Source organism: Nocardia sp. NPDC057455 (genome assembly GCF_042802775.1).
Taxonomy (GTDB): Bacteria; Actinomycetota; Actinomycetes; order Mycobacteriales; family Mycobacteriaceae; genus Nocardia.
Genome location: NZ_JBHVDM010000109.1, coordinates 1 through 21947, shown reverse-complemented (window position 1 = coordinate 21947; position 21947 = coordinate 1). Strand labels below are relative to the sequence as shown.

The 21947-nt window shown below is 68.8% G+C and carries 27 protein-coding genes; 12 read left to right on the top strand and 15 right to left on the bottom strand.

Features of this window, described 5'->3' with window-relative positions; genetic code table 11:
• Window positions 1–16: 16 nt before the first annotated feature.
• From ACFU5M_RS30140 to ACFU5M_RS30130, 3 genes are read right to left on the bottom strand one after another with little or no spacing between them, the layout of a single operon-like run.
• On the bottom strand, window positions 17–190 hold the full coding sequence (locus ACFU5M_RS30140) for a CsbD family protein (RefSeq protein WP_379054280.1): 174 nt from the start codon (window positions 188–190) through the stop codon (window positions 17–19).
• Between the two features lie 9 nt (window positions 191–199).
• Complete coding sequence (locus tag ACFU5M_RS30135) at window positions 200–355, bottom strand: DUF6131 family protein (protein ID WP_085994835.1); 156 nt, start codon at window positions 353–355, stop codon at window positions 200–202.
• A gap of 23 nt (window positions 356–378) precedes the next feature.
• Window positions 379–819, bottom strand: coding sequence for a hypothetical protein (locus ACFU5M_RS30130; protein ID WP_379054279.1), 441 nt, complete (start codon window positions 817–819; stop codon window positions 379–381).
• Between the two features lie 113 nt (window positions 820–932).
• Here ACFU5M_RS30130 and ACFU5M_RS30125 point away from each other — a divergent pair, with 113 nt between their 5' ends.
• Together ACFU5M_RS30125 and ACFU5M_RS30120 are read left to right on the top strand one after the other, a co-directional pair.
• The gene (locus ACFU5M_RS30125; protein WP_062971665.1) at window positions 933–1127 is read left to right on the top strand and encodes a heavy-metal-associated domain-containing protein; all 195 of its coding nucleotides are present in this window, start codon (window positions 933–935) and stop codon (window positions 1125–1127) included.
• A gap of 729 nt (window positions 1128–1856) precedes the next feature.
• A complete protein-coding gene (locus tag ACFU5M_RS30120) occupies window positions 1857–2300 on the top strand; it encodes a hypothetical protein (protein WP_379054278.1) in 444 nt (147 codons plus the stop codon).
• Between the two features lie 46 nt (window positions 2301–2346).
• Here the strand turns inward: ACFU5M_RS30120 and ACFU5M_RS30115 are convergent, their stop codons facing one another.
• Window positions 2347–3348: a DUF418 domain-containing protein gene (locus ACFU5M_RS30115; protein ID WP_379054277.1), complete on the bottom strand. Its 1002-nt coding sequence runs from the start codon at window positions 3346–3348 to the stop codon at window positions 2347–2349.
• 115 nt (window positions 3349–3463) lie between these two features.
• Here ACFU5M_RS30115 and ACFU5M_RS30110 point away from each other — a divergent pair, with 115 nt between their 5' ends.
• Window positions 3464–3955: a MarR family winged helix-turn-helix transcriptional regulator gene (locus ACFU5M_RS30110; protein ID WP_379054276.1), complete on the top strand. Its 492-nt coding sequence runs from the start codon at window positions 3464–3466 to the stop codon at window positions 3953–3955.
• On the top strand, window positions 3952–4332 hold the full coding sequence (locus ACFU5M_RS30105) for a DUF5313 family protein (RefSeq protein ID WP_379054275.1): 381 nt from the start codon (window positions 3952–3954) through the stop codon (window positions 4330–4332). Before ACFU5M_RS30110 ends, ACFU5M_RS30105 begins: the two co-directional genes overlap by 4 nt.
• A 37-nt stretch (window positions 4333–4369) precedes the next feature.
• On the opposite strand, the gene ACFU5M_RS30100 is transcribed toward ACFU5M_RS30105, so the two are convergent.
• Both ACFU5M_RS30100 and ACFU5M_RS30095 read right to left on the bottom strand, forming a co-directional pair.
• Complete coding sequence (locus ACFU5M_RS30100; protein WP_379054274.1) at window positions 4370–5461, bottom strand: calcium:proton antiporter; 1092 nt, start codon at window positions 5459–5461, stop codon at window positions 4370–4372.
• A gap of 70 nt (window positions 5462–5531) precedes the next feature.
• Complete coding sequence (locus tag ACFU5M_RS30095) at window positions 5532–5927, bottom strand: nitroreductase/quinone reductase family protein (protein ID WP_379054273.1); 396 nt, start codon at window positions 5925–5927, stop codon at window positions 5532–5534.
• A 534-nt stretch (window positions 5928–6461) separates the two neighbouring features.
• Here ACFU5M_RS30095 and ACFU5M_RS30090 point away from each other — a divergent pair.
• Together ACFU5M_RS30090 and mmuM are read left to right on the top strand one after the other, a co-directional pair.
• On the top strand, window positions 6462–7124 hold the full coding sequence (locus ACFU5M_RS30090) for a phosphate uptake regulator PhoU (protein WP_379054283.1): 663 nt from the start codon (window positions 6462–6464) through the stop codon (window positions 7122–7124).
• Between the two features lie 48 nt (window positions 7125–7172).
• Window positions 7173–8078: a homocysteine S-methyltransferase gene (gene mmuM / locus ACFU5M_RS30085; protein ID WP_379054282.1), complete on the top strand. Its 906-nt coding sequence runs from the start codon at window positions 7173–7175 to the stop codon at window positions 8076–8078.
• A gap of 31 nt (window positions 8079–8109) precedes the next feature.
• Here the strand turns inward: mmuM and ACFU5M_RS30080 are convergent, their stop codons facing one another.
• Together ACFU5M_RS30080 and ACFU5M_RS30075 are read right to left on the bottom strand one after the other, a co-directional pair.
• Window positions 8110–8970, bottom strand: a complete 861-nt coding sequence (locus ACFU5M_RS30080; protein WP_379054272.1) for an RNA polymerase sigma factor — start codon at window positions 8968–8970, stop codon at window positions 8110–8112.
• Between the two features lie 64 nt (window positions 8971–9034).
• On the bottom strand, window positions 9035–9910 hold the full coding sequence (locus ACFU5M_RS30075; protein WP_379054281.1) for a haloalkane dehalogenase: 876 nt from the start codon (window positions 9908–9910) through the stop codon (window positions 9035–9037).
• Between the two features lie 686 nt (window positions 9911–10596).
• Between ACFU5M_RS30075 and ACFU5M_RS30070 the strand changes: the two genes are divergently transcribed.
• Window positions 10597–11319 carry an HNH endonuclease family protein gene (locus ACFU5M_RS30070; protein ID WP_379054271.1) on the top strand — a complete coding sequence of 241 codons (723 nt, stop codon included), beginning with the start codon at window positions 10597–10599 and terminating at the stop codon, window positions 11317–11319.
• On the opposite strand, the gene ACFU5M_RS30065 is transcribed toward ACFU5M_RS30070, so the two are convergent.
• Both ACFU5M_RS30065 and ACFU5M_RS30060 read right to left on the bottom strand, forming a co-directional pair.
• Window positions 11260–12342: an NAD(P)-dependent alcohol dehydrogenase gene (locus ACFU5M_RS30065; RefSeq protein WP_379054270.1), complete on the bottom strand. Its 1083-nt coding sequence runs from the start codon at window positions 12340–12342 to the stop codon at window positions 11260–11262. The two genes, ACFU5M_RS30070 and ACFU5M_RS30065, sit on opposite strands and share 60 nt — an antisense overlap.
• Window positions 12339–12782 (bottom strand): hypothetical protein, encoded by a 444-nt coding sequence (locus ACFU5M_RS30060; RefSeq protein ID WP_379054269.1) that lies wholly within the window; start codon window positions 12780–12782, stop codon window positions 12339–12341. The genes ACFU5M_RS30065 and ACFU5M_RS30060 overlap by 4 nt, the downstream gene beginning before the upstream one ends.
• Window positions 12783–12868: 86 nt before the next feature.
• Between ACFU5M_RS30060 and ACFU5M_RS30055 the strand changes: the two genes are divergently transcribed.
• The gene (locus tag ACFU5M_RS30055) at window positions 12869–13660 is read left to right on the top strand and encodes a helix-turn-helix domain-containing protein (RefSeq protein ID WP_379054268.1); all 792 of its coding nucleotides are present in this window, start codon (window positions 12869–12871) and stop codon (window positions 13658–13660) included.
• Between the two features lie 194 nt (window positions 13661–13854).
• Here ACFU5M_RS30055 and ACFU5M_RS30050 read toward each other — a convergent pair whose 3' ends face one another.
• The 3 genes from ACFU5M_RS30050 to ACFU5M_RS30040 form a co-directional block, all read right to left on the bottom strand.
• Window positions 13855–15057 (bottom strand): FAD-dependent oxidoreductase, encoded by a 1203-nt coding sequence (locus tag ACFU5M_RS30050; RefSeq protein ID WP_379054267.1) that lies wholly within the window; start codon window positions 15055–15057, stop codon window positions 13855–13857.
• 180 nt (window positions 15058–15237) lie between these two features.
• Entirely contained in the window at window positions 15238–15882 is a 645-nt protein-coding gene (locus ACFU5M_RS30045; RefSeq protein WP_379054266.1) for a PadR family transcriptional regulator, read from the bottom strand.
• A gap of 294 nt (window positions 15883–16176) precedes the next feature.
• Window positions 16177–16839, bottom strand: a complete 663-nt coding sequence (locus tag ACFU5M_RS30040) for a TetR/AcrR family transcriptional regulator (RefSeq protein ID WP_379054265.1) — start codon at window positions 16837–16839, stop codon at window positions 16177–16179.
• 159 nt (window positions 16840–16998) lie between these two features.
• Between ACFU5M_RS30040 and ACFU5M_RS30035 the strand changes: the two genes are divergently transcribed.
• From ACFU5M_RS30035 to ACFU5M_RS30020, 4 genes are all read left to right on the top strand, one after another.
• Window positions 16999–18411, top strand: a complete 1413-nt coding sequence (locus ACFU5M_RS30035; RefSeq protein WP_379054264.1) for a lipase family protein — start codon at window positions 16999–17001, stop codon at window positions 18409–18411.
• Between the two features lie 114 nt (window positions 18412–18525).
• Complete coding sequence (locus tag ACFU5M_RS30030) at window positions 18526–19401, top strand: oxidoreductase (protein WP_379054263.1); 876 nt, start codon at window positions 18526–18528, stop codon at window positions 19399–19401.
• 253 nt (window positions 19402–19654) lie between these two features.
• A complete protein-coding gene (locus ACFU5M_RS30025; protein ID WP_379054262.1) occupies window positions 19655–20122 on the top strand; it encodes a transcriptional regulator in 468 nt (155 codons plus the stop codon).
• Window positions 20119–20484, top strand: coding sequence for a DUF3817 domain-containing protein (locus ACFU5M_RS30020; RefSeq protein ID WP_379054261.1), 366 nt, complete (start codon window positions 20119–20121; stop codon window positions 20482–20484). Before ACFU5M_RS30025 ends, ACFU5M_RS30020 begins: the two co-directional genes overlap by 4 nt.
• Before the next feature lie 21 nt (window positions 20485–20505).
• On the opposite strand, the gene ACFU5M_RS30015 is transcribed toward ACFU5M_RS30020, so the two are convergent.
• Both ACFU5M_RS30015 and rph read right to left on the bottom strand, forming a co-directional pair.
• The gene (locus tag ACFU5M_RS30015) at window positions 20506–21117 is read right to left on the bottom strand and encodes a non-canonical purine NTP pyrophosphatase (protein WP_379054260.1); all 612 of its coding nucleotides are present in this window, start codon (window positions 21115–21117) and stop codon (window positions 20506–20508) included.
• A complete protein-coding gene (gene rph, locus ACFU5M_RS30010) occupies window positions 21117–21887 on the bottom strand; it encodes a ribonuclease PH (protein ID WP_379054259.1) in 771 nt (256 codons plus the stop codon). Before rph ends, ACFU5M_RS30015 begins: the two co-directional genes overlap by 1 nt.
• Window positions 21888–21947 lie beyond the last annotated feature (60 nt).

Sequence of the window (21947 nt, the reverse complement as noted above, 5' to 3'; positions counted from 1 at the left end):
GTCGGCAGGTGCGCGGTCAGCGCTTGAAAGCGTCCCGCAGTTTGTCCGCGGCGCGCTTGACGTTGCCGCGGGCCTGCTCACGCCGTCCCTCGGCCCCCAGCCGGGAGTTGCCGGTCGCTCGGCCGAGGAATTTCTTCACGCTGCCCCTGGTCGCTTGCACTTGGTGCGCGAGGCGATCTTCGAACTTCATGAGCAATCCCTAGTAATACCAGCGGCGGCCACCCACCGGACGGCCCACCGAGCCGGCCACCAGCAGCACGAGCCCGATGATCAGCACGATGATGCCCGCGGTGGTGAGCAACGAAATTCCGAGCAGCCAGCCCAGGACCAAGAGGATGAGGCCGAGAATGATCATTGTCGTATTCCTTTTCTTCTCAATTACTTCGCGGTCACAGGTTTCGAAGTGGATACCGTCGCGCCGCGATCGGTCCGGGCAGTACCCGAACGGGGGGTGTGCAGCCACCGCCGCCAGGCCGGCTCCTGCTGAGGAGCCCGCGCCGCCGGTGCGGAAGTGTCCGCCGTCAGATCACGCCGCACCGCCGCCATCTCACGGCGAGACTTCGCGAGTTCACGACGCGCGACCACACCGCGACGGGTCACCCGCCAGGCGCCGGACAGCACGAGGGCCATCCCGAACATCCCGATGGCACCGAGGGCCACTCCGTAGCCGAATAGTGCTCCGGTGGAACCGTGGAAGTGATAGTCGAATACCGCGAAATCGCTCGTCAGTTGCTGAGCGGGGCCGGTGTTGCCCACTACCGCGGCAACTCCGATAATCACGGCCGCGATCAAGGCGACGAGCCCGATGATGATGATCATGGCAATCCCTGTTGCGTCGAGTCGTTTGACAACTCCGCTATTCCCGGGCCCCCGGCGGTCAAACGCGGCAGAAAGGAAAGTTTGAGCGGGCGGAATCGGTCAATCCGATTCCCATGACGTACACAGTTACCCTGCACAACGTTACGCGCGAGTCCGCGTCGGCGATCGAGTCCGCGCTGCGCGGTGTCAACGGCATCGATTCCGTCGACATCGACGTGTCGTCGGAGCGCGCGCTCGTGAACTCGACGACGATGACCTACGGCGAGGTTCTCGACGCGATCCGGCAGACCGGAGCCTCCGCCTCCTGATCGAAGTTCGCACGCCGCGCGCCCGCCCGGGACGTCGGGTCCGCGCGAACACCTGGTAGTCACCCCTGCGGGCCGTAGCCGCAGGCCGCACATCCCTCCGGTTGGATCCGACCTACACCGAGCGGGTGATGAGCGGGTGACGGACGTGGTCGAACGCCCAGTTCACGAAATCCGTAGCCGCATGCGCACCGGAGACCGTGCGTGGCATCGCCACGCCACGCCTGTCGGCACTGGCGAGCCTCGACGAACCGGCTTCGGATAACACTCGCGGCGCGGCGAATTCGACAGTGCCGCCGTCGGTTCAGCGATCAGGGCCGCGTCACCGCGGGATCGTCGACGGCGCCACCATCCCGGAATCAGCAGTCGGTCAGGGGAATCGAGTTCTCCGGGCACTCAGCGCGCGCTCGTCAACGGCGCGCGCACCCACTCGCGTGACGAGCCGGTCCACATCGCGCTCCGCGCCGCTTTCGAACAGCCGATTCGGCGTTCGCGGCACCCGAACGAGAGATCTTTCGACACTTCGGTTTCCGGCATAGCGCAAGGGCTGCCCGCACACCGTCGATGAGATGGGGCGAGCGACGATGATCGCCCCACCTGCTACCGCTCTCGGGCGCCGGACCTCTCGCGGTCACTCACCCTTCGGGGCGACCACAACGGCATGCGCAGGCGGAGCACGCACGAGTATGATCTACGCCACATGCCCTGTCAACCACAGGAGACAACGCTGCTATGGGGGAGGACTTACACCCGTTCACGCGGGCGCTCAACACGCTCATCGACGGAATGCACCCGCCCACCGCGAAAGACGGGCGGCCGCACCGTATCACCCACCGCGCGCTGGCCACGGACATCCACCGCGCCACCGGAGCGCGACTGTCCGCCAATTACCTCTGGAAGCTACGCACCGGGCAGGCGGTGAACCCGTCCTACGAGACACTGGAGGTGTTCCGCGGTTACTTCGGGCTCGACAGCCTCGACCCGTTCACCGATCCCCGGCCGGCGGCGACGCGTGACAGCGAGCGGGCATTGATCAACGCGCTCAAGGGAAACGCCGAGCACGAGGTGCTGGAACCGGTGCTGCGCGACGGGCTGAGACAGGGTACGGTCCGCGCCGAGTCGGTACTGGCGATGCTGAATATCCTGCGCCGCATCGAGAACGAGCAACGCGACTGAGCGATCGGGAGCGCGGCAAGACCGAAGACGGCCGGGCTTGCCGAGGTCAGTACGGGCGGCTCGGCGTCCGCACCCGCCGGATCGGCACCACCGTCCACCAGGTGACGCAGCGCCAAACCCATTCCAGCGGACCGTATTCGAACAACCGCAACCACACCGCGCCGACCACCGCCTCGACCACGATGATCGCGACCGCCAACCCCAGAACCGGCGCGTAGTCGCCGGAGCCGTGCAGGCCCAGACGCGGTGCGGCGAGCAGAATCAGCGCGGTGGCGCCGACGTAGTTGGTCAACGCCATGCGGCCCAGCGGCCGCAGGACCTCCGCCAGTACCTGACCGGGCTCGATACGCAGCAACAGCAGCAAGCCGGTGAGATAGGCCAGCGCACCCAGCAGACCTGCCACGGCCGCGGCAGGCGTGGACCACAGCTCCAGATACGGCGTGCGGAACTCCCACATTCCCGCCGCTATCGCGGCGGGCAGGGCGATGGCGAACACCGCGGCGATCTGCCAGACCCGCTCATCCAGGGTGTCCACGATGCCGCCGCGCGCGGTGGCCAGGCCCAGCAGGAACAGCCCCGGCACCAGGGCCAGCCCACCGCCCAGGGCCAGCGCCACGCCGAGCGTGCAGGCCAGTCCGGCCACCAGCACCACCCAGTTCGGCAGCGCCGAGGCTGGCAGCAGGATCACCAGCCCGGCCAGCGCGTAGGGCAGCAGCGCCTCCCCCGGCTGGAACAGCTGATGGACCGAGCCGATCACGCCGAGTGCCAGCAAGCGGCGGATCAGGACCAACCGTGGGCGCTCACTGCGCTCCGCCGCATCGTCCAGCAGTAATGCGAAGCCGATTCCGAACAGGAAGGAGAAGATCGGGAAGAACCGCCCCTCGAACGTCACCGACAGGACGTGCCGGACCGGTATCACCACGCCCGATCCGTCCGTGACCGCCATATCGGCGATCCGCCAGATATCCACCACCAGGATGCCGCACAGCGCGAACCCACGAACCGCGTCCAGTTCCTGGATGCGGAGCCGACCCGCGTCGTAGTCCACGGATCTCACGGTAACCAGCGGCGGCCCCAAGGCCGGGATGTCGCGGCGAGATGTCGCACACATCGGTTAACGCACTAACTATTAATGCGCTAACTTGGACCACGGAGGAGGACCGATGGAGCCCGAGATCGACGATCCGCTGCGTCTGGACCGGCAGGTGTGCTTCGCGCTGGCGGTGGCCAATCGCGCCGTGCTGGCCGTCTACCGGCCGCTGCTCGAGCCGCTCGGCCTGACCCACCCGCAGTACCTGGTGATGCTCGCGCTGTGGGGCGAGGCGCCGATGTCGGTCAAAGCGATCGCCGAGGCTGTCCAGCTCGACTCGCCCACGCTGTCCCCGCTGCTCAAACGCCTGGAGGCCGCCGGGCTGATCAGTCGCGAACGCGACAGCCGGGACGAGCGGAACTTGGTGGTGAACCTGACCCCGGCCGGCGCCGCACTGCGCGCGAAGGCCGAGCGGATCCCGCCCGCGGTCGTGCAGCGCCTCGGCGTGACCCTGGCCGATCTCGAGCAGTTGCGCGAAGCCCTCACCCGGGTGAACGAGGCGGCCCGCCGGTCGGCGCTCGCCGAGCCCGACGCCCAGCCTCTGCACCGAGGAGTCCGGTCATGACACGAGAACGACGACGGCCCCATCCCATCCAGTGGATCGGCTACGCCTTCGGACGCCGCCTGCCCGATTCGATGCGCGAGTGGGTGCGCGACGACCTGACCGGCAGGTTCGCCCCCACCCGGCACGTCCTACGCGGGCTGGTGCCGTTCACGCCGCTGTTCGCGGCGTTCCTGCTGTTCCCGGGCAAACTGTGGCTGCGCGGCGCGATGGTCCTGCTGGCGCTGCTGCTGGCCCTGTTCTACACCGTCGCGTTCATGCCGATGAACCGCGCGCACCGCCTCGCGAAGCACGGGTTGCCCGCCGACCTCGAAAATCCGCGACAAGCCCGACGCCGAGCCCGGGAACGCGCTCGATACGCCGCCCAACACCCTCACTGACCGGCGAGCTCCGCCGAGTGGTGCGGGGGATGTGGCGCTAGGGGCTGGCGGCGAGGCCGACGAAGGCCGCGAACACCGCCAGATGGACGCCGCCTTGGAGAAGTGTCGCGCGTCCGGGGACGATCGTCAGGCCACCCACCACGACAGTGAGGGCCAGGAGCACCATCTGGGTCGCACCGAGGCCGAGCACCAAAGGGCCGTCCAGCCAGATGCTCGCCACCGCGATCGCCGGGATGGTGAGGCCGATACTCGCCATCGCCGAACCGAGCGCCAGATTGAGACCGATCTGCACCTGGTCGCGGCGCGCGGAACGGACCGCGGCGAGCGTCTCGGGCAGCAGTACCAGCAGCGCGATCACCACGCCGACCGCCGACTGCGGCAGTCCTGCCGACTCGACCGCCGACTCGACCGCGGGCGAGACCACCTTCGCCAGCCCCACCACGCAGATCAGCGCGACCAGCAGCAGCACCAGGGCGATCAGCGCGGTGCGCGCGCTGGGCGAATCGGTGCGCTCGCCCCGCTCGGCGAGCACGCGGTCCACCTCGACCGGCAGGAAGTCGTCCGGATGACGCACCGTCTGCACCAGCACGAACAAGCCGTACAGCGCGAGCGAGGCCACCGCCGCGAAGGCCAGCTGCGCGGGCGAGAACTCCGGGCCGGGCTTGCTCGTGGTGAAGGTCGGCAGCACGAGACTGAGCGTGGCCAGCGTCGCCACGGTGGCCAGCGCCGCACCGGTGCCTTCCGCGTTGAACACCGCCACCCGCCGCCGCAGAGCGCCCACCAGCAGGCAGAGGCCGAAGATCCCGTTGCAGGTGATCATCACCGCGGCGAAGACCGTGTCGCGGGCCAGAGTCGCGGTCTTGTCGCCACCCTGGCTCATCAGGGTGAGGATGAGCGCGACTTCGATCACGGTCACCGCGACGGCCAGCACCAGCGAACCGAACGGTTCACCGACGCGGCGCGCGACCACCTCCGCGTGGTGCACCGCCGAGAGCACCGCCCCGACCAACGCCACCACCACGATCGTCATCGCGACACCGGGCAGACCGCGGCCCCAGGTGGCCGCGAGGGCGAGGACGGCGAGCAGCGGTACGACTACGGTCCAGCGGGCGAGCAACACACGGATCATGCCCACCATCGTCCCAGCAAACTATTCGCATCCGGGTCGGGTGCTCGGCATCCCCGCACCGGGCGCGGGCTCAGTCGTCCAGATCGATACGCAGGGTGAGCAGGTCGGTGCCGACGAACCGGACAGCCGCGCTGTTGGCGCGCGGCAGGGCGGCCAAGCGGGCCCGCGGGTCGTCCTCGGGCAGCAGATGCGCGGTGCCCGTGTGCCAGCGACCGTGCAACCGCAGCCGAACCCGGTTGTCGACTTTGATGTTCCGGACATACTGCGAACGCTCGCCGAACTCGGAGACCAGCCAGAATTCCCGGCCGATCCGCCGTCCGCCGATCGGAGTGATCCGCGGCTGCCCGCTGACCCGCCCGGTGGTTTCCAGGAGCGTCTGCCCGGGCAGCGTGCTGAGGAGCGGATTGCCCACTCGGCGCTGGAACGCCGTCACCACCCGATGCTGGATGTCGCGCATGTTCGGCATGACGCGACGGTAACACCGGTCGCGCGCGTCGGCAGGCTTCGACGCAGGCACGATTCGGGCGTTGATCAGGGCACGAGCCGTTGCCCGGCGCACCGCGACACCTACAGGCACCGGGGCGCAAACCTTCGCCCATCGCATCGCGCAGTACCGACCGCGCATGCCGGGTGCACCGGCTCATCCAGGGCACGCGCCGAGCAATTGGGTGAGTTCGCGTGCGCACCAACACCGCATTGTGATGCGCGACACAAAGCTCCGGTCGCGCAACGGCTCTCCCGCACCTGCTGGGATTCCCATCGGCAGCACGCTTCGCGGAGGCGACCGACCACCATCCCCGGAGTCCCGTATCGGTCCGCCGCGGGCCCGAAAAGACGCTGGACCTGCCGATTCCACGCACCCGCCGCCGTGTGCGATCGCGCGCACTCCGGCGTTCCGTTCCACCACGGGCGTCGGGCGGCGAACCAGGGCGAGGTCGTTACCGAAGAACATCCGGGCAAGGAATCGACCGCACGGCCTTCCATAGGTGAGAATTTGGCAGTGCGCACCCAGTTCACTGCCGAGCTCATCGCGTTGACGAATGATCTGACGCTGATGTGCACGCTCGCCCACGACGCCGTCGAGCGTGTCACCGACGCGCTCGTCGACGCCGATCTCACCGCGACCTACGAGGTCTTCGCGCTCGATGAGCAGCTGCAGAAGATGTACGGCGCGTGCGAGGCGCGCACCGTGGTGCTACTGGCATTACAGGCGCCGGTGGCCCGCGACCTACGACACGTGGTGACGGCGATCCAGATCGCCGGTGAACTGTCCCGCATCGGCTGGCTCGCCAGCCGGGTCGCCGACAAGGTGTATCAGAGTCATCCCGGACACGCGGCGGAGCAACCGATCCTGGACATCCTCGCCTCGATGGGCAAGCTGGCGGCCGACCGCACGGCGCTGGCCGGGCAAGCGGTCGCGGGTCGCCAACCACTGTCCGAGGAGGAGACACCCGCCGGGCGCCCGATGGAAACGCTGCACGAGCAACTGCATTCCGCGTTGCGCGATCCCGCGTCCCAGCCCGCCACCGAGGTAGCGATCGATATCGCTCTACTCGGCCACCACCTGGAACGCTGTGTCGACCACACGGCACGTATCGAGCGGCTCATCCGTTTCCTCGACACCGGGGTGCCGCCGACCGCCCAACCCACCGACGACGAGTAGACCGCGTCCTACAGTGGAAGCGTGTTGTTCGACCCCGCGGCGGGGGCACTGATCTCGGACGGTGGATCGGCCACCGAACTCGAGGCGCGCGGCCACGACCTGTCCGACGCGTTGTGGTCGGCACGCCTGCTCGTGGACGAACCCGCCGCGATCGAGGCCGTGCACGCGGCCTACTTCCGCGCGGGCGCCGACATCGCGACCACCGCGACCTATCAGGCTTCGTTCGAGGGGTTCGCCGCGCGCGGGCTGACCAGGACGGAATCGGTGCGGCTGTGGCAGCGCGGCGTGGCGCTGGCCTGTGCGGCGCGCGATGCCTGCGCCGACGATGGACGGCGGCGCTGGGTCGCCGCCTCGATCGGCCCCTACGGCGCCGCGCGCGCCGACGGCTCGGAATATCGTGGCCGCTACGGGCGCACCGTGGCCGAACTGCGGGCATGGCACAGGCCGCGCATGGAGGTGCTCGCCGAGGCGGGCGCCGACCTGCTGGCCCTGGAGACCGTGCCCGACCTCGATGAGGCCGAGGCGCTGGTGGACGTGGTGAACGACCTCGGAGTGCCGGCATGGCTCAGCTACACCATCGACGGCGCCCGCACGCGTGCCGGGCAACCGCTCGCCGACGCCTTCGCGGTGGCCGCGGGCTCGGACTCGATCGTCGCGATCGGCGTGAACTGTTGCGCCCCCGCCGATGTCGCGGCCGCGGTGGAACCGGCCGCCCGCACCGGCAAACCGGTAATCGTCTACCCCAACAGCGGAGAAGGCTGGGATGCGGCCGGTCATCGGTGGACCGGCTCCGTACAGTTCGCGCCGCGGCAAGCCCATGAGTGGTACGGGCGGGGCGCGCGGATCATCGGCGGATGCTGCCGGGTCGGCCCCGCGCACATCGCTCGTCTGGCAAGGGAACTACGGGGATCTTCCCCCTCCGCCGACCGCACTGTCACCGGCTCACCCGGCTGAACGCCGCCGGCCGATGTGACGCGAGGTCGGGTCAGGTCTCCTCGAGCATGGGGAAGCGACCGGAACCGAGCAGCCCCGCGATCGCGTCCATCTTCGCCTGCGGCGCGGCATAGTCCGGATGGGCGCGCAGCACCGACGCCGCGTCGTGCAACCGGATCATCTGTCGTTCTGCCTCGGCCGCGGTGCGCCCGCCCGCGCTGACCGGATGGCGCGCGTATACCGGGCGGCGGGGGTCGACCCGCCCCAGCGCGAGCGCTCGGTCCACCCGGCGCGAGCAGCGGCAGAAGGCCGCCGGGTCGACCAGGCCGCACGTCGCGTTCAGGAAGTTCCCGAGCCGTTTCTTGGCTCGCTGCAGGCGCTTTCGATAGGCAGCCGGGGTGACGCCGAGAATCCAGGCGGCCTCGGCGGAGTTCAGCTCGAACACCTCACCCAGCACGAAGGCGATTCGTTCGTCGCGGGCCAGGCATTGCAACATGCCCTGGCTACAGGTGAGCCGCACCTCGGCGGTCAGCAGCACCGCTTCCGGCCCGCGGTGATCCGCTTCCGACAGCCCGTCGGCCAGCCCGTCCCGGAAGGCGTCCAGGCTCAGTTGCGCGGCCTCCTGCGGGGTCTGGCGCCGCAGATTCAGCAGGTGATTGACGCCGATGCGGTAGGCCCAGGTGAGCAGTCTCGCCTCGGCGCGCCAGGTGTGCAGATGATCGAGGACGCGCACCAAGATTTCTTGCGTCGCGTCCTCGGCCTCCGTCGGCCGCCAGACCATGCGCAGGGCCAGGCGATAGAGCGGGTCCTGTAGCAGGCGCACCACCAGGGCGACGGCATCGCGGTCGCCCGCGACCGCGCGGGCGACCATGGCCTTCTCCTGCGCCGCGACCCGGTCGTGCTCCGTGCTCATCCGGCCATCATTCGGCCTGCGGCGCGCTCGGCGCAAGCAGCGCCGGGTCACACCGGGGCCGAGGTCACGAGCGAGCGGCCGCCCCGATCAGGGCGTGCCGGTGGAGCCACTGCGCGACCGCCCGGCCGATCTCCTCCGGCCGATCCTCCGGCGCGTGGTGGCCTGCCGGGCCGATCGGCGCGACCTCGGCGCTCGCGAAAGTGCGCGCAGCCCAGTCGATCGCCTCCGCCGAACCCAGCCCCACGCCGTTCTCCAGCGCCATCAGCAATTTCGGCACCTCGGGCGTCGCAGCCGCCCACTCGCCGTAGTTCCGCACCAGCCCGACCACGTCGGCGGGCTCTCCATCCAGCGGGAACTCACGCGGCCACACCAGCAGCGGCTTGCGTGTGGCCGGTGTGGGGTACGGCGCCCGGTACACGTCGTGATCCTCGGCCGCCAGGTCGGCGACGCCTTTGGGCAGGTTGAACTCGATGAAAGTGTTCTCCTGCAGGATCATTCGCTCGCCTTCCGCGGAGCGGAACTTGCGGAACAACTCGGCGCCGAGCGGAGGCAACTCGTCCCAGCGCATCGGCCGCAAGAAGGTCTCGATCAGCGCGATGCCGAGCACCCGGCCCGGATGTCGAGCGGCCCAGTCCATGCCCAGAGCGCCGCCCCAGTCGTGCCCGACCAGCACCACCCGGTCCAGTCCGAGCGCGTCGAACCAGGCGTCCAGGTAGGCGGCGTGGTCGGTGAAGCGGTAACCGCTGTCGGGTTTACCGGATTCCCCCATCCCGATGAGGTCGGGCGCCAGCGCTCTGGTTCGATCGGCGACGTGCGGAATCACGTTGCGCCACAGATAGGACGAGGTCGGATTGCCGTGCAGGAACACCACCGGGGTGTCCCCCGCTCCGGTCTCGCGGTAGTTGATGAAAGAGTCGAGGACCTCGACGGTCGGCATGATGTGGTCCTTTCGAGTTCGGCTTGTTTGCCCGCACCCGTTTCGACACACGATTTCGTCGGCCTGTGACCGGTCCGGGGGTGATCATCGTCACAAACGAAACCAGCCGGACGGCGGTCACGCCACACCGCCGTCTCATGCATATATCCGTACTAATGCAGTAGATGTGTAACCAAAACTGATGAACGGCTGAGAAATTTTCCGATCCACGGGAACGAACTTGCCAATCCACACTCCGCCTATCTACTGTCTTGGTACGTAGAACTGAAGTGAGATCGAGATGGAGCGGATGCGTGCTGGCGCCCTACCCGGTAGGGAATCCCCTGGTCACCCACCTGATCCCGATCGCCCCTGATCGTCACGAGTGAGTCCGGAGCAGGCGCGGCTCGACACCTCGGGACCTCCCCCTCATCAGCCCCGTGGTGTCGTACCAGTGCGGTTTTCGGAGTGGACAACCATCCGCACAACCGCGCCGGCTCCCCAGGTCTCCTCGTGATAAACCGCCCCCGAATCGGCGCCGGCACGGCGATTCGGGGGCGGGTCCACATCCCGGTCCGGTCGCTCCGGCGCATCGCCCGTTAACGGCCGGCTGTGCCGAATCTCATACGCGCCGTTGGGTTGCGCGAACCCCGCCACTGGATACCTTTTCGCCGTTACAGTTTCAAGTGGTTTCGGCGTTAGGAAGTTCGATGAAGTCCACAGCGCGGCGGCTGGCTCTGATCGGCATCATGGTGGCGACTTCCATCGGACAGGTCTCCTGCTCCACGGTTCACCCCAGCGAGTCGACGGCGGCGGGGTGCGGCCCTGGCGGCCGGGCCTGCGCCGACGCACCCGCCCCTATTCCCGGTCGCGACGCTCTCGCCCTGCTGAGCTCCTTACGTGTGGCGGAGCGCGCGCCCAAGACCGGCTACAGCCGGGACGAATTCGGGCCGCCCTGGACCGACAATGTCTCGGTGCCCGGTGGCGGCAACGGCTGCGACACCCGCAACGACATCCTTCAGCGCGACATGACCGACGTGACCTTCAAGTCGGGCAAGTGCATCGTCGCGACCGGAACGCTCGCCGACCCATACACCGGCAAGACCATCGACTTCAAGCGCGGCACGAAGTCCTCCGACGACGTGCAGATCGACCACGTCGTCGCGCTCTCGGACGCCTGGCAGAAAGGCGCACAGCAGCTTTCCCCCGAGCGCCGCCGCGAACTCGCCAACGACCCGCTGAACCTGCAGGCCGTCGACGGCCCGACCAACCAGTCCAAGAGCGACTCCGACGCGGCCGAATGGCTGCCGCCGAGCAAGGGCTACCACTGCGCCTACCTGACCAGGCAGATCCAGGTGAAGGCGGCCTATCAGCTATGGGTCACCCCGGCCGAGAAAGATGCCATGGCGCGTATCCTTACCGCCTGCCCCTGAATCTCGAGGGAACTCGATCACCACCTTCCCGAACGGATCGCCGGTACGGAGATACCGGTAGGCCGCTGCGGCTTCCTCGAAGGCGAACACCCGATCGATGACGGGACGCATCCGATGGACGGCGATCGCTCGGTTCATCGCCTCGAAATCCGTTCGGCTGCCTACCGCGATCCGGCGGATCGACAGATACGACACCCCGAACGGATTGTCCGCGGGCGCGCCGGCGGCGGGCATCGCACCGATCATCGTGATCCGCGCGTTGTACGCGGCCGACCGCACGGATTTCGCCAATGTCGGCATGCCCACCGCGTCGAGGACGTGATCGGCGCCGTCGCCGCCGGTGCGGTCCAGCACGGCGAGTCCCCAGTCCGGTGTCCGGCTCCGATCGATCACCTCGTCGGCTCCGAGCGCGCGTAACCGCTCGCCCTTGCGATCGTTCGAAGTGATCGAGATGACCTCGGCGCCGTGCATTTTCGCGTACTGCACGCCGAAAAGCGCCACCGATCCGCTGCCGACGGTCAAGACCGATTCGCCCGGACGCACCGGCAGCGGCGTGCTCAGCGCGGCCCACGCCACCACCCCGGCGCAGGTCAACGTCGCGGCTTCCGCGTCCGTGAGGTGACCGGGCACGTGCACCACCGAATCCTCTTCCAGCACCGCGTAAGTGGCGAGCATGCCGGGGTAGGTCGCGCCGTACTGCTCGACGACGTGCGCCCGGCGCTGCGGGCCGTCGACCCAGCGGACGAAGTAGGTGCCGGTCACCCGGTCGCCCACCGCGGCGCGCGTCACGTCGATACCCACGGCGATCACCTCGCCGACACCGTCGCTGAGCGGGATGACGCCGGGGGTGGCGGGCAGCGGGTACGTCCCGTCCATCAGCATCAGATCGCGACGATTCAGCGACGCCGCCCGCACCCTGATCACCACCTGCCGTGGGCCCGGCTCCGGCATCTCCTGCGGCGCGGCGGTCAGCGCGTCCGCGCCGCGCGAGGGATCGAGACGGTAGGCGACGGCTTGCCTCACGCGACGCCGATGTACTGGTGATCCCACCGGATCCGGCCATCGTCGTCGAGGGCGATGACGTCGTATCCGCCACCCACGACGGCGCCGTCGGTTTTGGTCGCCATGTGCCAGGTCAGGCCGATGAGGTTCACCGAGAGGCGCACCGCCGGTCCGTGCGCGACGAACACGTGCTCGCCAGGGGCGACGAACTCGTCGTATGCGCGGTCGACGCGCCGGTCCAGCGCTGCGTAGCCGCGGATCTCCACGGTCGGGATCGGGAAGGACAACCGGGCCAGCGCTTCCCGCATCGCCTGCGGCGGATCCACCAGTACCTGGGCGCCGTCCTCGGACCACAGTTGCCTGATCCGCTCGTGCCTGGCCGAGGCGTCGGGCTCGTTCCACAACGCGATGTACCGTTCGGCGAATCGCGAGAGTTCCTGCTCATCGAGTTTCTTGCTCATGCGGCAGAGTTTTGCCGCCGTTCGAAGTCTGTGCGATTCCCCGCAGGGTATGGCGAGCCCACTGCCCGCCCGCCGATACTGCTGCTATGACGACGGCGATCGAGTCCACCGGGTTCGCCCGGCAGCTCAAGCACTGGCGGACGCTGCGCCGGGTCAGCCAGCTCGACCTCGCGATCCGCGCCGACACCACGCAGCGTCATCTGAGCTTTCTGGAGCAGGGCCGCTCGCGCCCCGGTCGCACCATGGTGGTGCGGCTGGCCGAATCCCTGGAGCTGTCGCTTCGGGAACGCAACGGGTTGCTGCTGGCCGCGGGATACGCGCCGATTTTCCCCGAATCGGAGCTCGACACCGTGGAATTGGCGCCGGTGCTGGAGGCGTTGCGCGCCATTCTGGACGGTCATCTGCCCTACCCGGCGCTGGTGGTCCGGCCCTACGGCGTCCTGCTCGCCGCCAACGCCGCCTTCGACGTGCTCACCGAGGGCGCCGCGCCGTGGCTGCTGGAACCGCCGGTCAACGTGCTGCGGCTCGCGCTGCACCCGGACGGCCTGGCCGCCCGGGTGGTCAACTTGCCGGAGTGGGGAAGGCACGTCACCGAGGCGCTGCGCAACCGGATGACCCGCAGCCCCGATCCCGTCCTGGACGAACTGATCGCCGAGCTGGAGACCTATCTCCCGCACACCGAGCCGGGGCCGGGGCATCTAGGGTTCGCGGTGCCGCTGCGCCTGCGCTGCGCCGAAGGGGAATTGCGTTTGATCACCACGCTCACCTCCTTCGCCACCGCGGTGGACGTCACGCTCGCCGAGCTACAACTGGAGGCGTTCCTGCCCGGCGACGAGCAGACCGCGCGAATCCTGCGTGACCGCGCGGCACGTCGCTGATCGGGGCTTGCGCCCCGCCACTGGCAGCCGGTGACGGACCGGTTCGATGTGCGGGCGGGCCATCGGCCGGTGCGGCGCACCGGGAACCGTATCGATCCGGCTCGCCCGGTGCCGAATCGCGCCGCCGAATCGCCGCTCTTTCAGGAAGGATCGGTCCCGCAGGTCGCCGGACCTGCGGGACCTTCAACGTCGGGTCACACCGACGCGAGTTCGCGCTCGGCCGGGGCTTCCCAATCGATCCGGTAGCGCTGCTCGGGTCCCATGGTCTTCTCCGGTTTCATCACCGTCTTGGCCATGAGCGGCATGAGCAGCTGCATGAATTTGCGTCCCACCGGCCCCGGCGTCTTGCTGTGGTTGATCTTCGCCGCGCGGGCCGCGACGCCTTCCACGCGCTCGCGCCGCAGCCGCTCGTAGACCGCGAACGCCTCCGGAGCGGGCAGATCACGCAGGCACCGGGCCAGCTGCACACCGCTCTCGATCGCCAGCGACGCGCCCTGGCCGGAACTGTTGGACGGGGCGTGCACCGCATCGCCCACCAGCACCATGCGTCCGCGATGCCAGTGCGGCACCGGCGGCATGATGTGCAGCGCGCCGACCACCTCCAGCTGGTCCTCGGTGGTGCGGCGCGCGAGTTCGCCGCCGGGGCTGTCGTCGCGGTAGGTCTCGCGCAGGATCCGCAACCAGTGCGCGCTCGGGACCGCCCGCGCCGCGGTGAGCGGCAGATACTCCTTGTGCGGCAGGTTCGCACCCCAGGCCACCCGCCCGTCACCGAGCGGCCAGTACAGGTAGTACGCGCGTTTGCCGAACGCGAAAGTCATCGTGTCGGCCGGGATCTCGGCGCCGCACTCGGTGGTCGCGCCGAAGCCGAGCATGCCGGTGTAGTCGGGGCCGGGCGCGTTCGGGTCGATCAGCGTGCGCACCCGCGAGCGGATGCCGTCCGCGCCGATCAGCACGTCGGCGGTGGCCGTGCTGCCGTCGGCGAACCGGGCGGTGATGCCCGACTCGTCCTCGTGCACGTCGGCCAGGCGCTTGTCGTACTCGAACGGAACCCCCGCCGCGGTCGCGTGCCGGTGCAGCGCTCGATGCAACTCGCTGCGATCGACCAGTTGCAGCGGCGGGACATCGGAAAGGCCGGGCAGGGCCAGCACCTTGTCTCCGACGGCCATGTTCATCTTGGTGACCGGCAGCGCGATCTCGCGAACCGGATCGCCCGCTCCGATGATGTCGAGGGCGGCGATGCCGTTGGGCGCCAGCGCGAGTCCGCTGCCGATGCCGTGGGATGGGCCGGGATAGGCCTCGTAGACGCGGGCTTCGATGCCCGCCTTGCGCAGGGCCGTCGCGACGACGGGGCCGGCGATACCGCCACCGATCACCAGGGCGGTACGTGTTGTGGACATGGGTGTCTCCAGGATTTCGTGCGATACGGGTTTCGGTTCCCGGACCGACCCACGCGCCACCCACCCGGTTATCCTGTGGTTGCCAGCCTTGTAGCCGGGTGCGCGTTCGCGGGCGCGGTTCGAGACTGTTCGATCGGGCCCGGCGGCGGTGTTGCCGCACCTCGCCGGGTCCGGTTTCGGCTAGTTCTCGGCCATCCCCCTCTCCACCAGCTCGGTGACCTCCGACGGCAGCGCGCCGCGCTCATGCCACTCCCGCCATTGCGCCAGTCCGGGGAAGGTGCCCTCGGTCAGCTCGTCGCGCAGCGAACGTGTCCACGCCGCCTCGGCTTCCAGCATCGCCAGCCCGAACTCGGACTCGACGATGAACAATCGCGGCAGCGCGCCCGCGAGTTCGCCGAGTTGGCCGCGAACGGCCCCAATGCTCCGCTCCAGCGCTTCGAGGCGGGTGCCGAGCAGTTCGACCACCTCGGCGGGCGGAAGCACCGCGAGAATGGACAGACCCGCGACGAACCGGTGGTGTTCCGGTTCCGGAGTCGACAGCAGCTCCCTGGTCCAATCGGCCATCTCGGCGCGGCCCGCGTCGGTGATCCGGTAGATCACCCGCTCCGGCCGAGCGCCCGCGCGCTCACTGCCGACCACCTCGAGGAAGCCGACCTTGGCCATGTTCTGCACGACCGTGTAGAGCGAACCCCACTTGATCGCCATGTCCTGGTCTTTGCCCCGCTCGCGCAGGGTCTGCGCGATCTCGTAGCGGTGCATCGGGCGTTCGATGATCACCGACAGCACCGCGAGCGCGAGCAGGTTGTCGACCTTGCGTTTCTTCATCGCGGCACCTCCTTTACTCGTCTACGAATATACGTCTACGAGTAACTTGCCGCAAGCGCCCACCTGGTCGTAGATCGGCTCGATCACCTACTCGGGCAGTCTGTGCTCGCGCGCTATCTCGGCCAGCGTGGCGTGGCCCCGCAGCCGGTCGCGCAGATACAGATGGTGCCGAACACGATGTCGGTCTCGGCCCTGCCCATCGGGGCGCCAGGGCCGGCGGCGACAGCAACCGAACCGGCCATCAGCCCAATATGGAATTCGCCGCTTCGATGAATCCAGCGACACGGCAGCGAATCAGCCGGGCAAGTCCTCGGACGCTGTCTCGTCCACCCGCTCGATCAGCGACATCGCGATCGGGACGAGCAGATCGACGAGTTCGGCCACCGTCGGACGCGGGTCGGCGAGCACCCACTCGTGCGCGAGCCCGTTGATCGCGCCGATCAACGCGCTGGCACCCCACCCCGGCGCGCCGCGCACCCGCGAACCGGGAGCGACCACGGGCACCACATGGGACTCCAGCACCGCCGCCCACCCGTGCCGTCGTTCGCGGCGATGCTGCTCCATCCGGTCGCTCACCCCGACCACTTCGATGAACGCGACCTTCGCGCGATTCGGATCGGAGCCGATGGAGGCGAGGTAGGCCGTCACCACGGCGGTCATCGCGGCGGGGAGGTCGAACCGGGGGTCGAGGTCCCCCAGCCGTCCCAGCACAGCGGCGGCGGCCTCGTCCTGGATCCGGTCGTACGCGGCGACCAGCACGTCCTCTCTGGCCTGGAATTCCTCGTAGAACTGCCGCTTGGACAGGCCCGCGGCCGCGCACACGTCGGCCAGCGAACAATTGGCGTAGCCGCGCTCGGCGAAGATCCGGGTGGCCGCGTCGAGGAACCGCTGACGCCGCTCGGCTTTCCGCTCCACGACGGCACGCCCGCCGTATTGCCTGCCCACCGTCGCCGTCACACCTCTCACCGTAGCGAAATCGCGGCGACCGCGAGCGGCCATCCCACCGCCCCCGGCGATACCCGTTCTTGTGATCCGGGACACGACACCGCATACTCGTGCAAAGTCTGAAACCGATGGGGCTCACAAATGTGGCTCACCGAACGAAGAGGTTCTCACGTGGTTCTTCCCCGCAAGCACGCACCGAAGCTGCTCGCGGCGCTCGCCGCGGTGGCCGTGGGGCTGCCCTTCCTCACGGCCGGACCGGCAACCGCGGAGCCGACACCGAACGATGCGGCGATCCAACCCGCGCTGCCGTTCCCGATTCCGCCGCTACCGCCGGGTTTCGACCCGGCGTTCTATCGCCCGCCCATGGAGACCTACGCCGATCTGGCTCCCGGTCAGATCATCGCCGCGCGCCAGGTCAACCTGGCCAACCTGTCGCTGATCCCGGTGAACGTGGACGCCTGGCAGCTGTCCTACCGCTCCACCAACTCCCGCGGCGAGGCCATTCCCGCCGTGGCCACGGTGATCAAGCCGCGCGGCTACGTCGCCGACCGGCCGCTGTTCTCCTACCAGATCGCCGAGGACTCGACCGGCAACTACTGCATGCCGTCTTATCAGCTCCAGATGGGTTCCATTCCCGCGACCTTGACCGGCTCCATCCTGGTGGCCGCGCAGTTCCTCGAGGTGCAGGCGGCATTGGCCCAGGGGTGGGCCGCGGTGATCCCGGATCACCAGGGCCCCGACTCGGCGTACGCCGCGGGCCCTTTGGCGGGCCGCATCACCCTCGACGGCATCCGCGCCGCGGAGAACTTCGCGCCGATGCAACTGTCCGGGACCCGGACCAGGGTCGGGATGATGGGCTACTCCGGCGGCGCGATCGCCACCGGCTGGGCAGCCGAGTCGAAGCACAGCTACGCGCCCGAGCTGAATGTGGTCGGCACCGCCGAGGGCGGCATCCCCGCAGACCTGTCGGCCGCGTTGCGGATGGCCAACGGCAACCTCTCCGCCGGGCTGATCTTCGCGGGCGCGCTCGGCGTCTCGCGCGAGTATCCCGAACTGCGAAAATTCCTCGACGACAACGCCAACGGCCTGGGCAGGCTCATGATCGCGGGCAAGGAACAGCTGTGCGCGAGCTACCAGGCCGCGCTGTTCCCGTTCGCGGACAACCTGGGGATGCTCGCGAAGAACCCGTTCACCGACCCCACCGTCGTCGACGTGCTGAACAAGACGAAGCTGGGCCAGGCCGTCCCGGACATGCCGATGCTGATGTACCAGGCCAACGCCGACTGGCTGATTCCGGTCGGCCCGGTCAACAAGCTCGTCGGCAGCTACGCCCGGGACCCGGGCGCACGGGTCGAGTACATCCGCGACCATTTCAGCGAGCACCTCACCCTCGACCCGATCGCGGCGCCGCGCGCGTTGCTGTGGTTGAAGGACCGGTTCGCGGGTGCACCGGTGGCCGAGGGCGTCACGATCACCGATGTCGGCTCGATGACGCTCGACCCCGCCACCTGGCAGGTGTGGGGCGAGACGGTGGGCGCCGTACTCGCGGCCGCCTTCCAGCAACCCATCGGCAGCGGCCGCTGAACAAATCGGGTGAGTGCTCGTGTCGCGGCTGTGTTCCGCGACACGAGCCCTTGCGTCTGAGACGATCGGTATCGAACCCTTCCCCCGAAACTTACTCCAAAGTAAGGTTGACACATGGCGTGGAAACCAACTGAGATCCCGGACCAGACGGGACGCACCTTTGTCATCACCGGCGCGAACGGCGGTCTCGGTGCCGTCGCCACGAAAGTCCTGGCGGCCAAGGGCGCGACCGTGATCATGGCCTGCCGCAACGCGGTCAAGGCGAAAGAGGTCGCCGGAGGCATCGACGGCGACGTCCGCGTGGCCGAACTCGATCTGGCCGATCTGGCCTCGGTACGCAAGTTCGCCGACGACAGCGGCGAATTCGACGTGCTGGTCAACAACGCGGGCCTGATGAACGTCCCGTTCTCGCGCACCGAGGACGGTTTCGAAACCCAATGGGGCGTCAATCACCTCGGACACTTCGCGCTCACCGGCCTGCTGCTCGACCGGATCAAGTCGCGGGTGGTCACCCTCTCCAGCATCGCGCACAAGCAGACCCCGAAACTCTGGATCGACGATCTCGACTACGAGAACCGTCGCTACCAGCGAAATCTCGCCTACGCGCAGTCCAAGCTGTGCAATCTGATGTTCGCGCGCGAATTGCAGCGCAGGCTCAGCGAATCCGGCTCGGACAAGCGCTCCTACGGCGTGCACCCCGGTGTCTCGGCCACCGACCTCTTCGCCCATACCGAGACGCCGCTCGATTACATCTCGAAGCCGTTCATCCGCTTGATCGGGCACTCGCCCGCCAAGGCGGCGCACTCGACTCTGTTCGCCGCGACCATGCCCGACGCCGATCCCGAGGTCTACTGGGGCCCGACCCGGCTGTTCGGCAGCCAGGGACCGGTGCGGCCCTCGTCGTCCACCCGTCTGTCGCAGAACCGGGACCTCTGGCGGCGGCTGTGGACCGAGTCCGAGCGCAAGACCGGCGTGATCTACTCGTTCTGAGCCCGGCGCAGTCCGGGGACCGCTGACGCGCGCGGCGGACGGCTCGTCCCGGGGCACCGGCGGGCCGCTCGCTCGCGACAGATCATCCGTGGCGAGCGGCCCATGCATGCCCAGCAGCCGACCCCTCGGGCGAGCGGCCCCACGTTCCCGGCCGACAGCCGCCCCCAGCGTCGAACCGGAGCACAGTCACCGCCTGCGTAGGACGGCGCACCGGCTCTACGGCCCGCGTAGTAGAACGGGTACCGTAGAAGCCGTGTCCGCCTCTCCCCGCCGCTCGGCACACAACCGCCCGGCCCTCATCGCGCTGGTGATCGTCGCCGCGCTGGGCTGCCTGGCGCTGGCCTGGTGGCAGTGGGAGCGCTACGAGTCCGCGAGCGGCACCGGCCAGAACCTCGGATACGCGCTGCAGTGGCCCCTGTTCGCGGGGTTCGCCGTCTTCGCCTACTTCCGGTTCGTCCGGCTCGAGCGCGAAGCAGGCGCGGAGAAGGACGAGTCCACCGCGGCGCCGCGGCATGATTCCGCCGCAGCCGGGCGCGCCGCGAAACCACTCGCGCCCACCGAGCTCCCGGCCGGGCTGCTACCCGAACGCCCGAAGGCCGTCCGGGACGAGGATCCCGTGCTCGCCGAGTACAACCGGTACCTCGCCGCGCTGCACGCCCATGACATCGATGAACAGGTCCGCGTGGCAGGCCTGCACACCCGTGAGAGGAGCGCCGGTTGACCACCAGCGAGAATTCCACCGAGACCACCGCCGCCCCGGCCCCGGCCGGGAACGCCGCCAAGATCCGCCCGGCGCTGCTGCGCTACCGGACGCTGGCCTGGATCACCGGTCTCTGGTTGCTGCTGCTCACCGGTGAGATGATCGCCAAGTACGGCTTCGACGTGCACACCCCGAGCTGGATCGCCGTCGTGCACGGCTGGGTGTACTTCGTCTATCTGCTGGTCACCGCCGATCTCGCGGTCAAGGTCCGCTGGCCGGTCCTGCGCACCGTCGGCACCCTGCTGGCGGGAACCATCCCGCTGCTGTCGTTCTTCGTCGAGCACGTCAACGCCAAGCAGGTCAAGCAGAACTTCGGCGTCTGATCCGACAGAGCGCCGCTCGCGTCAGCCTTCGGCGAGCGCCGCCAGGGCCGGCGTCAAAAGAGCCAGCGCCCGCCCGCGATGCGACACCGCGTCCTTCTGGGCGGGCGTCAATTGAGCAGCCGTGACATCGCCGCCCACCGGGATGAACAGCGGGTCGTAACCGAAACCGCCGTCGCCGACCGGCTTGCGCCCGATCGAGCCGGGCCACTCGCCACGCACCACGGTCTCCGCGCCGCCGGGCACCACCAGCGCACAGGTCGACACGAACCGCCCGCCGCGACGCTCGTCCGGCACGTCCGACAACTGCGCCAGCAACAGCGCGTTGTTGGCCGCGTCGTCACCGTGCCTGCCGGACCAGCGCGCCGACAGCACACCGGGCATCCCGTTCAACGCGTCCACCTCGATGCCGGAATCATCGGCGACACAGGCCAACCCGGTGGCCGCGGCGCCGTCGCGAGCCTTGGCCAGCGCGTTCTCCTCGAACGTCGCTCCGGTCTCCGGCGCCTCGTCGTACGGGGGAACGTCGTCCAACCCGAGGATCTCGATCCCGGCGATACCCGCCTCGTCGAGGATGCGGCGCAGTTCGTTCAGTTTCTTGGCATTACGGCTGGCCACCAGCAGACGGCGGGTCATCACTTCCTCTTCGCCTCGGCCGGCTCCGGGAGCACGCCGGGATAGGGCAGTGCCAGCGCCTCCTTCTGCACGACGAACAACTGCTCGCAGCCCGCCAACGCGGCGTCGAGCAGCTTGTCCAGCGTGGAGCGCGGGAAAGTGGCGCCCTCGCCGGTGCCTTGGATCTCCACCAGCGTTCCGGTATCGGTGGCGACGACGTTCATGTCCACCTCGGCGCGCGAATCCTCCTCGTACGGCAGATCCAAGCGCACCCGGCCGTCGACCACGCCGACGCTCACCGCGGCGATCGCGCACGAGATCGGCTGCGGATCGGCCAGCGCGCCCGCCGCGCCGAGATAGGTCACGGCATCCGACAGCGCCACGTAGGCGCCGGTGATGGCGGCTGTCCTGGTACCGCCGTCGGCTTGAAGCACATCGCAGTCGATCGCGATGGTGTTCTCACCGATCGCGGCCAGGTCGATGCAGGCGCGCAGCGAACGGCCGATCAGGCGGCTGATCTCCTGGGTCCGTCCGCCGATCCGGCCCTTCACCGATTCACGCCCACTGCGGGTGTGCGTCGCGGCGGGCAGCATCGCGTATTCGGCGGTGAGCCAGCCCAATCCGGAGTCGCGTCGCCACGGCGGCACCCCCTCGTTGACGCTCGCGGTGCACATCACCCGCGTCTGCCCGAACTCCACCAGCACCGAACCAGCTGGATGCGTGGTGAAACCACGGGTGATCCGGACCTCGCGGAGCTCATCGTCCGCCCTGCCATCGGCTCGTCTCGACACGGCCACAGCCTACTGTGTTCGATTTGCCGCGCCTTCGGCGCGGCGTGTTCGCGGCCCCTT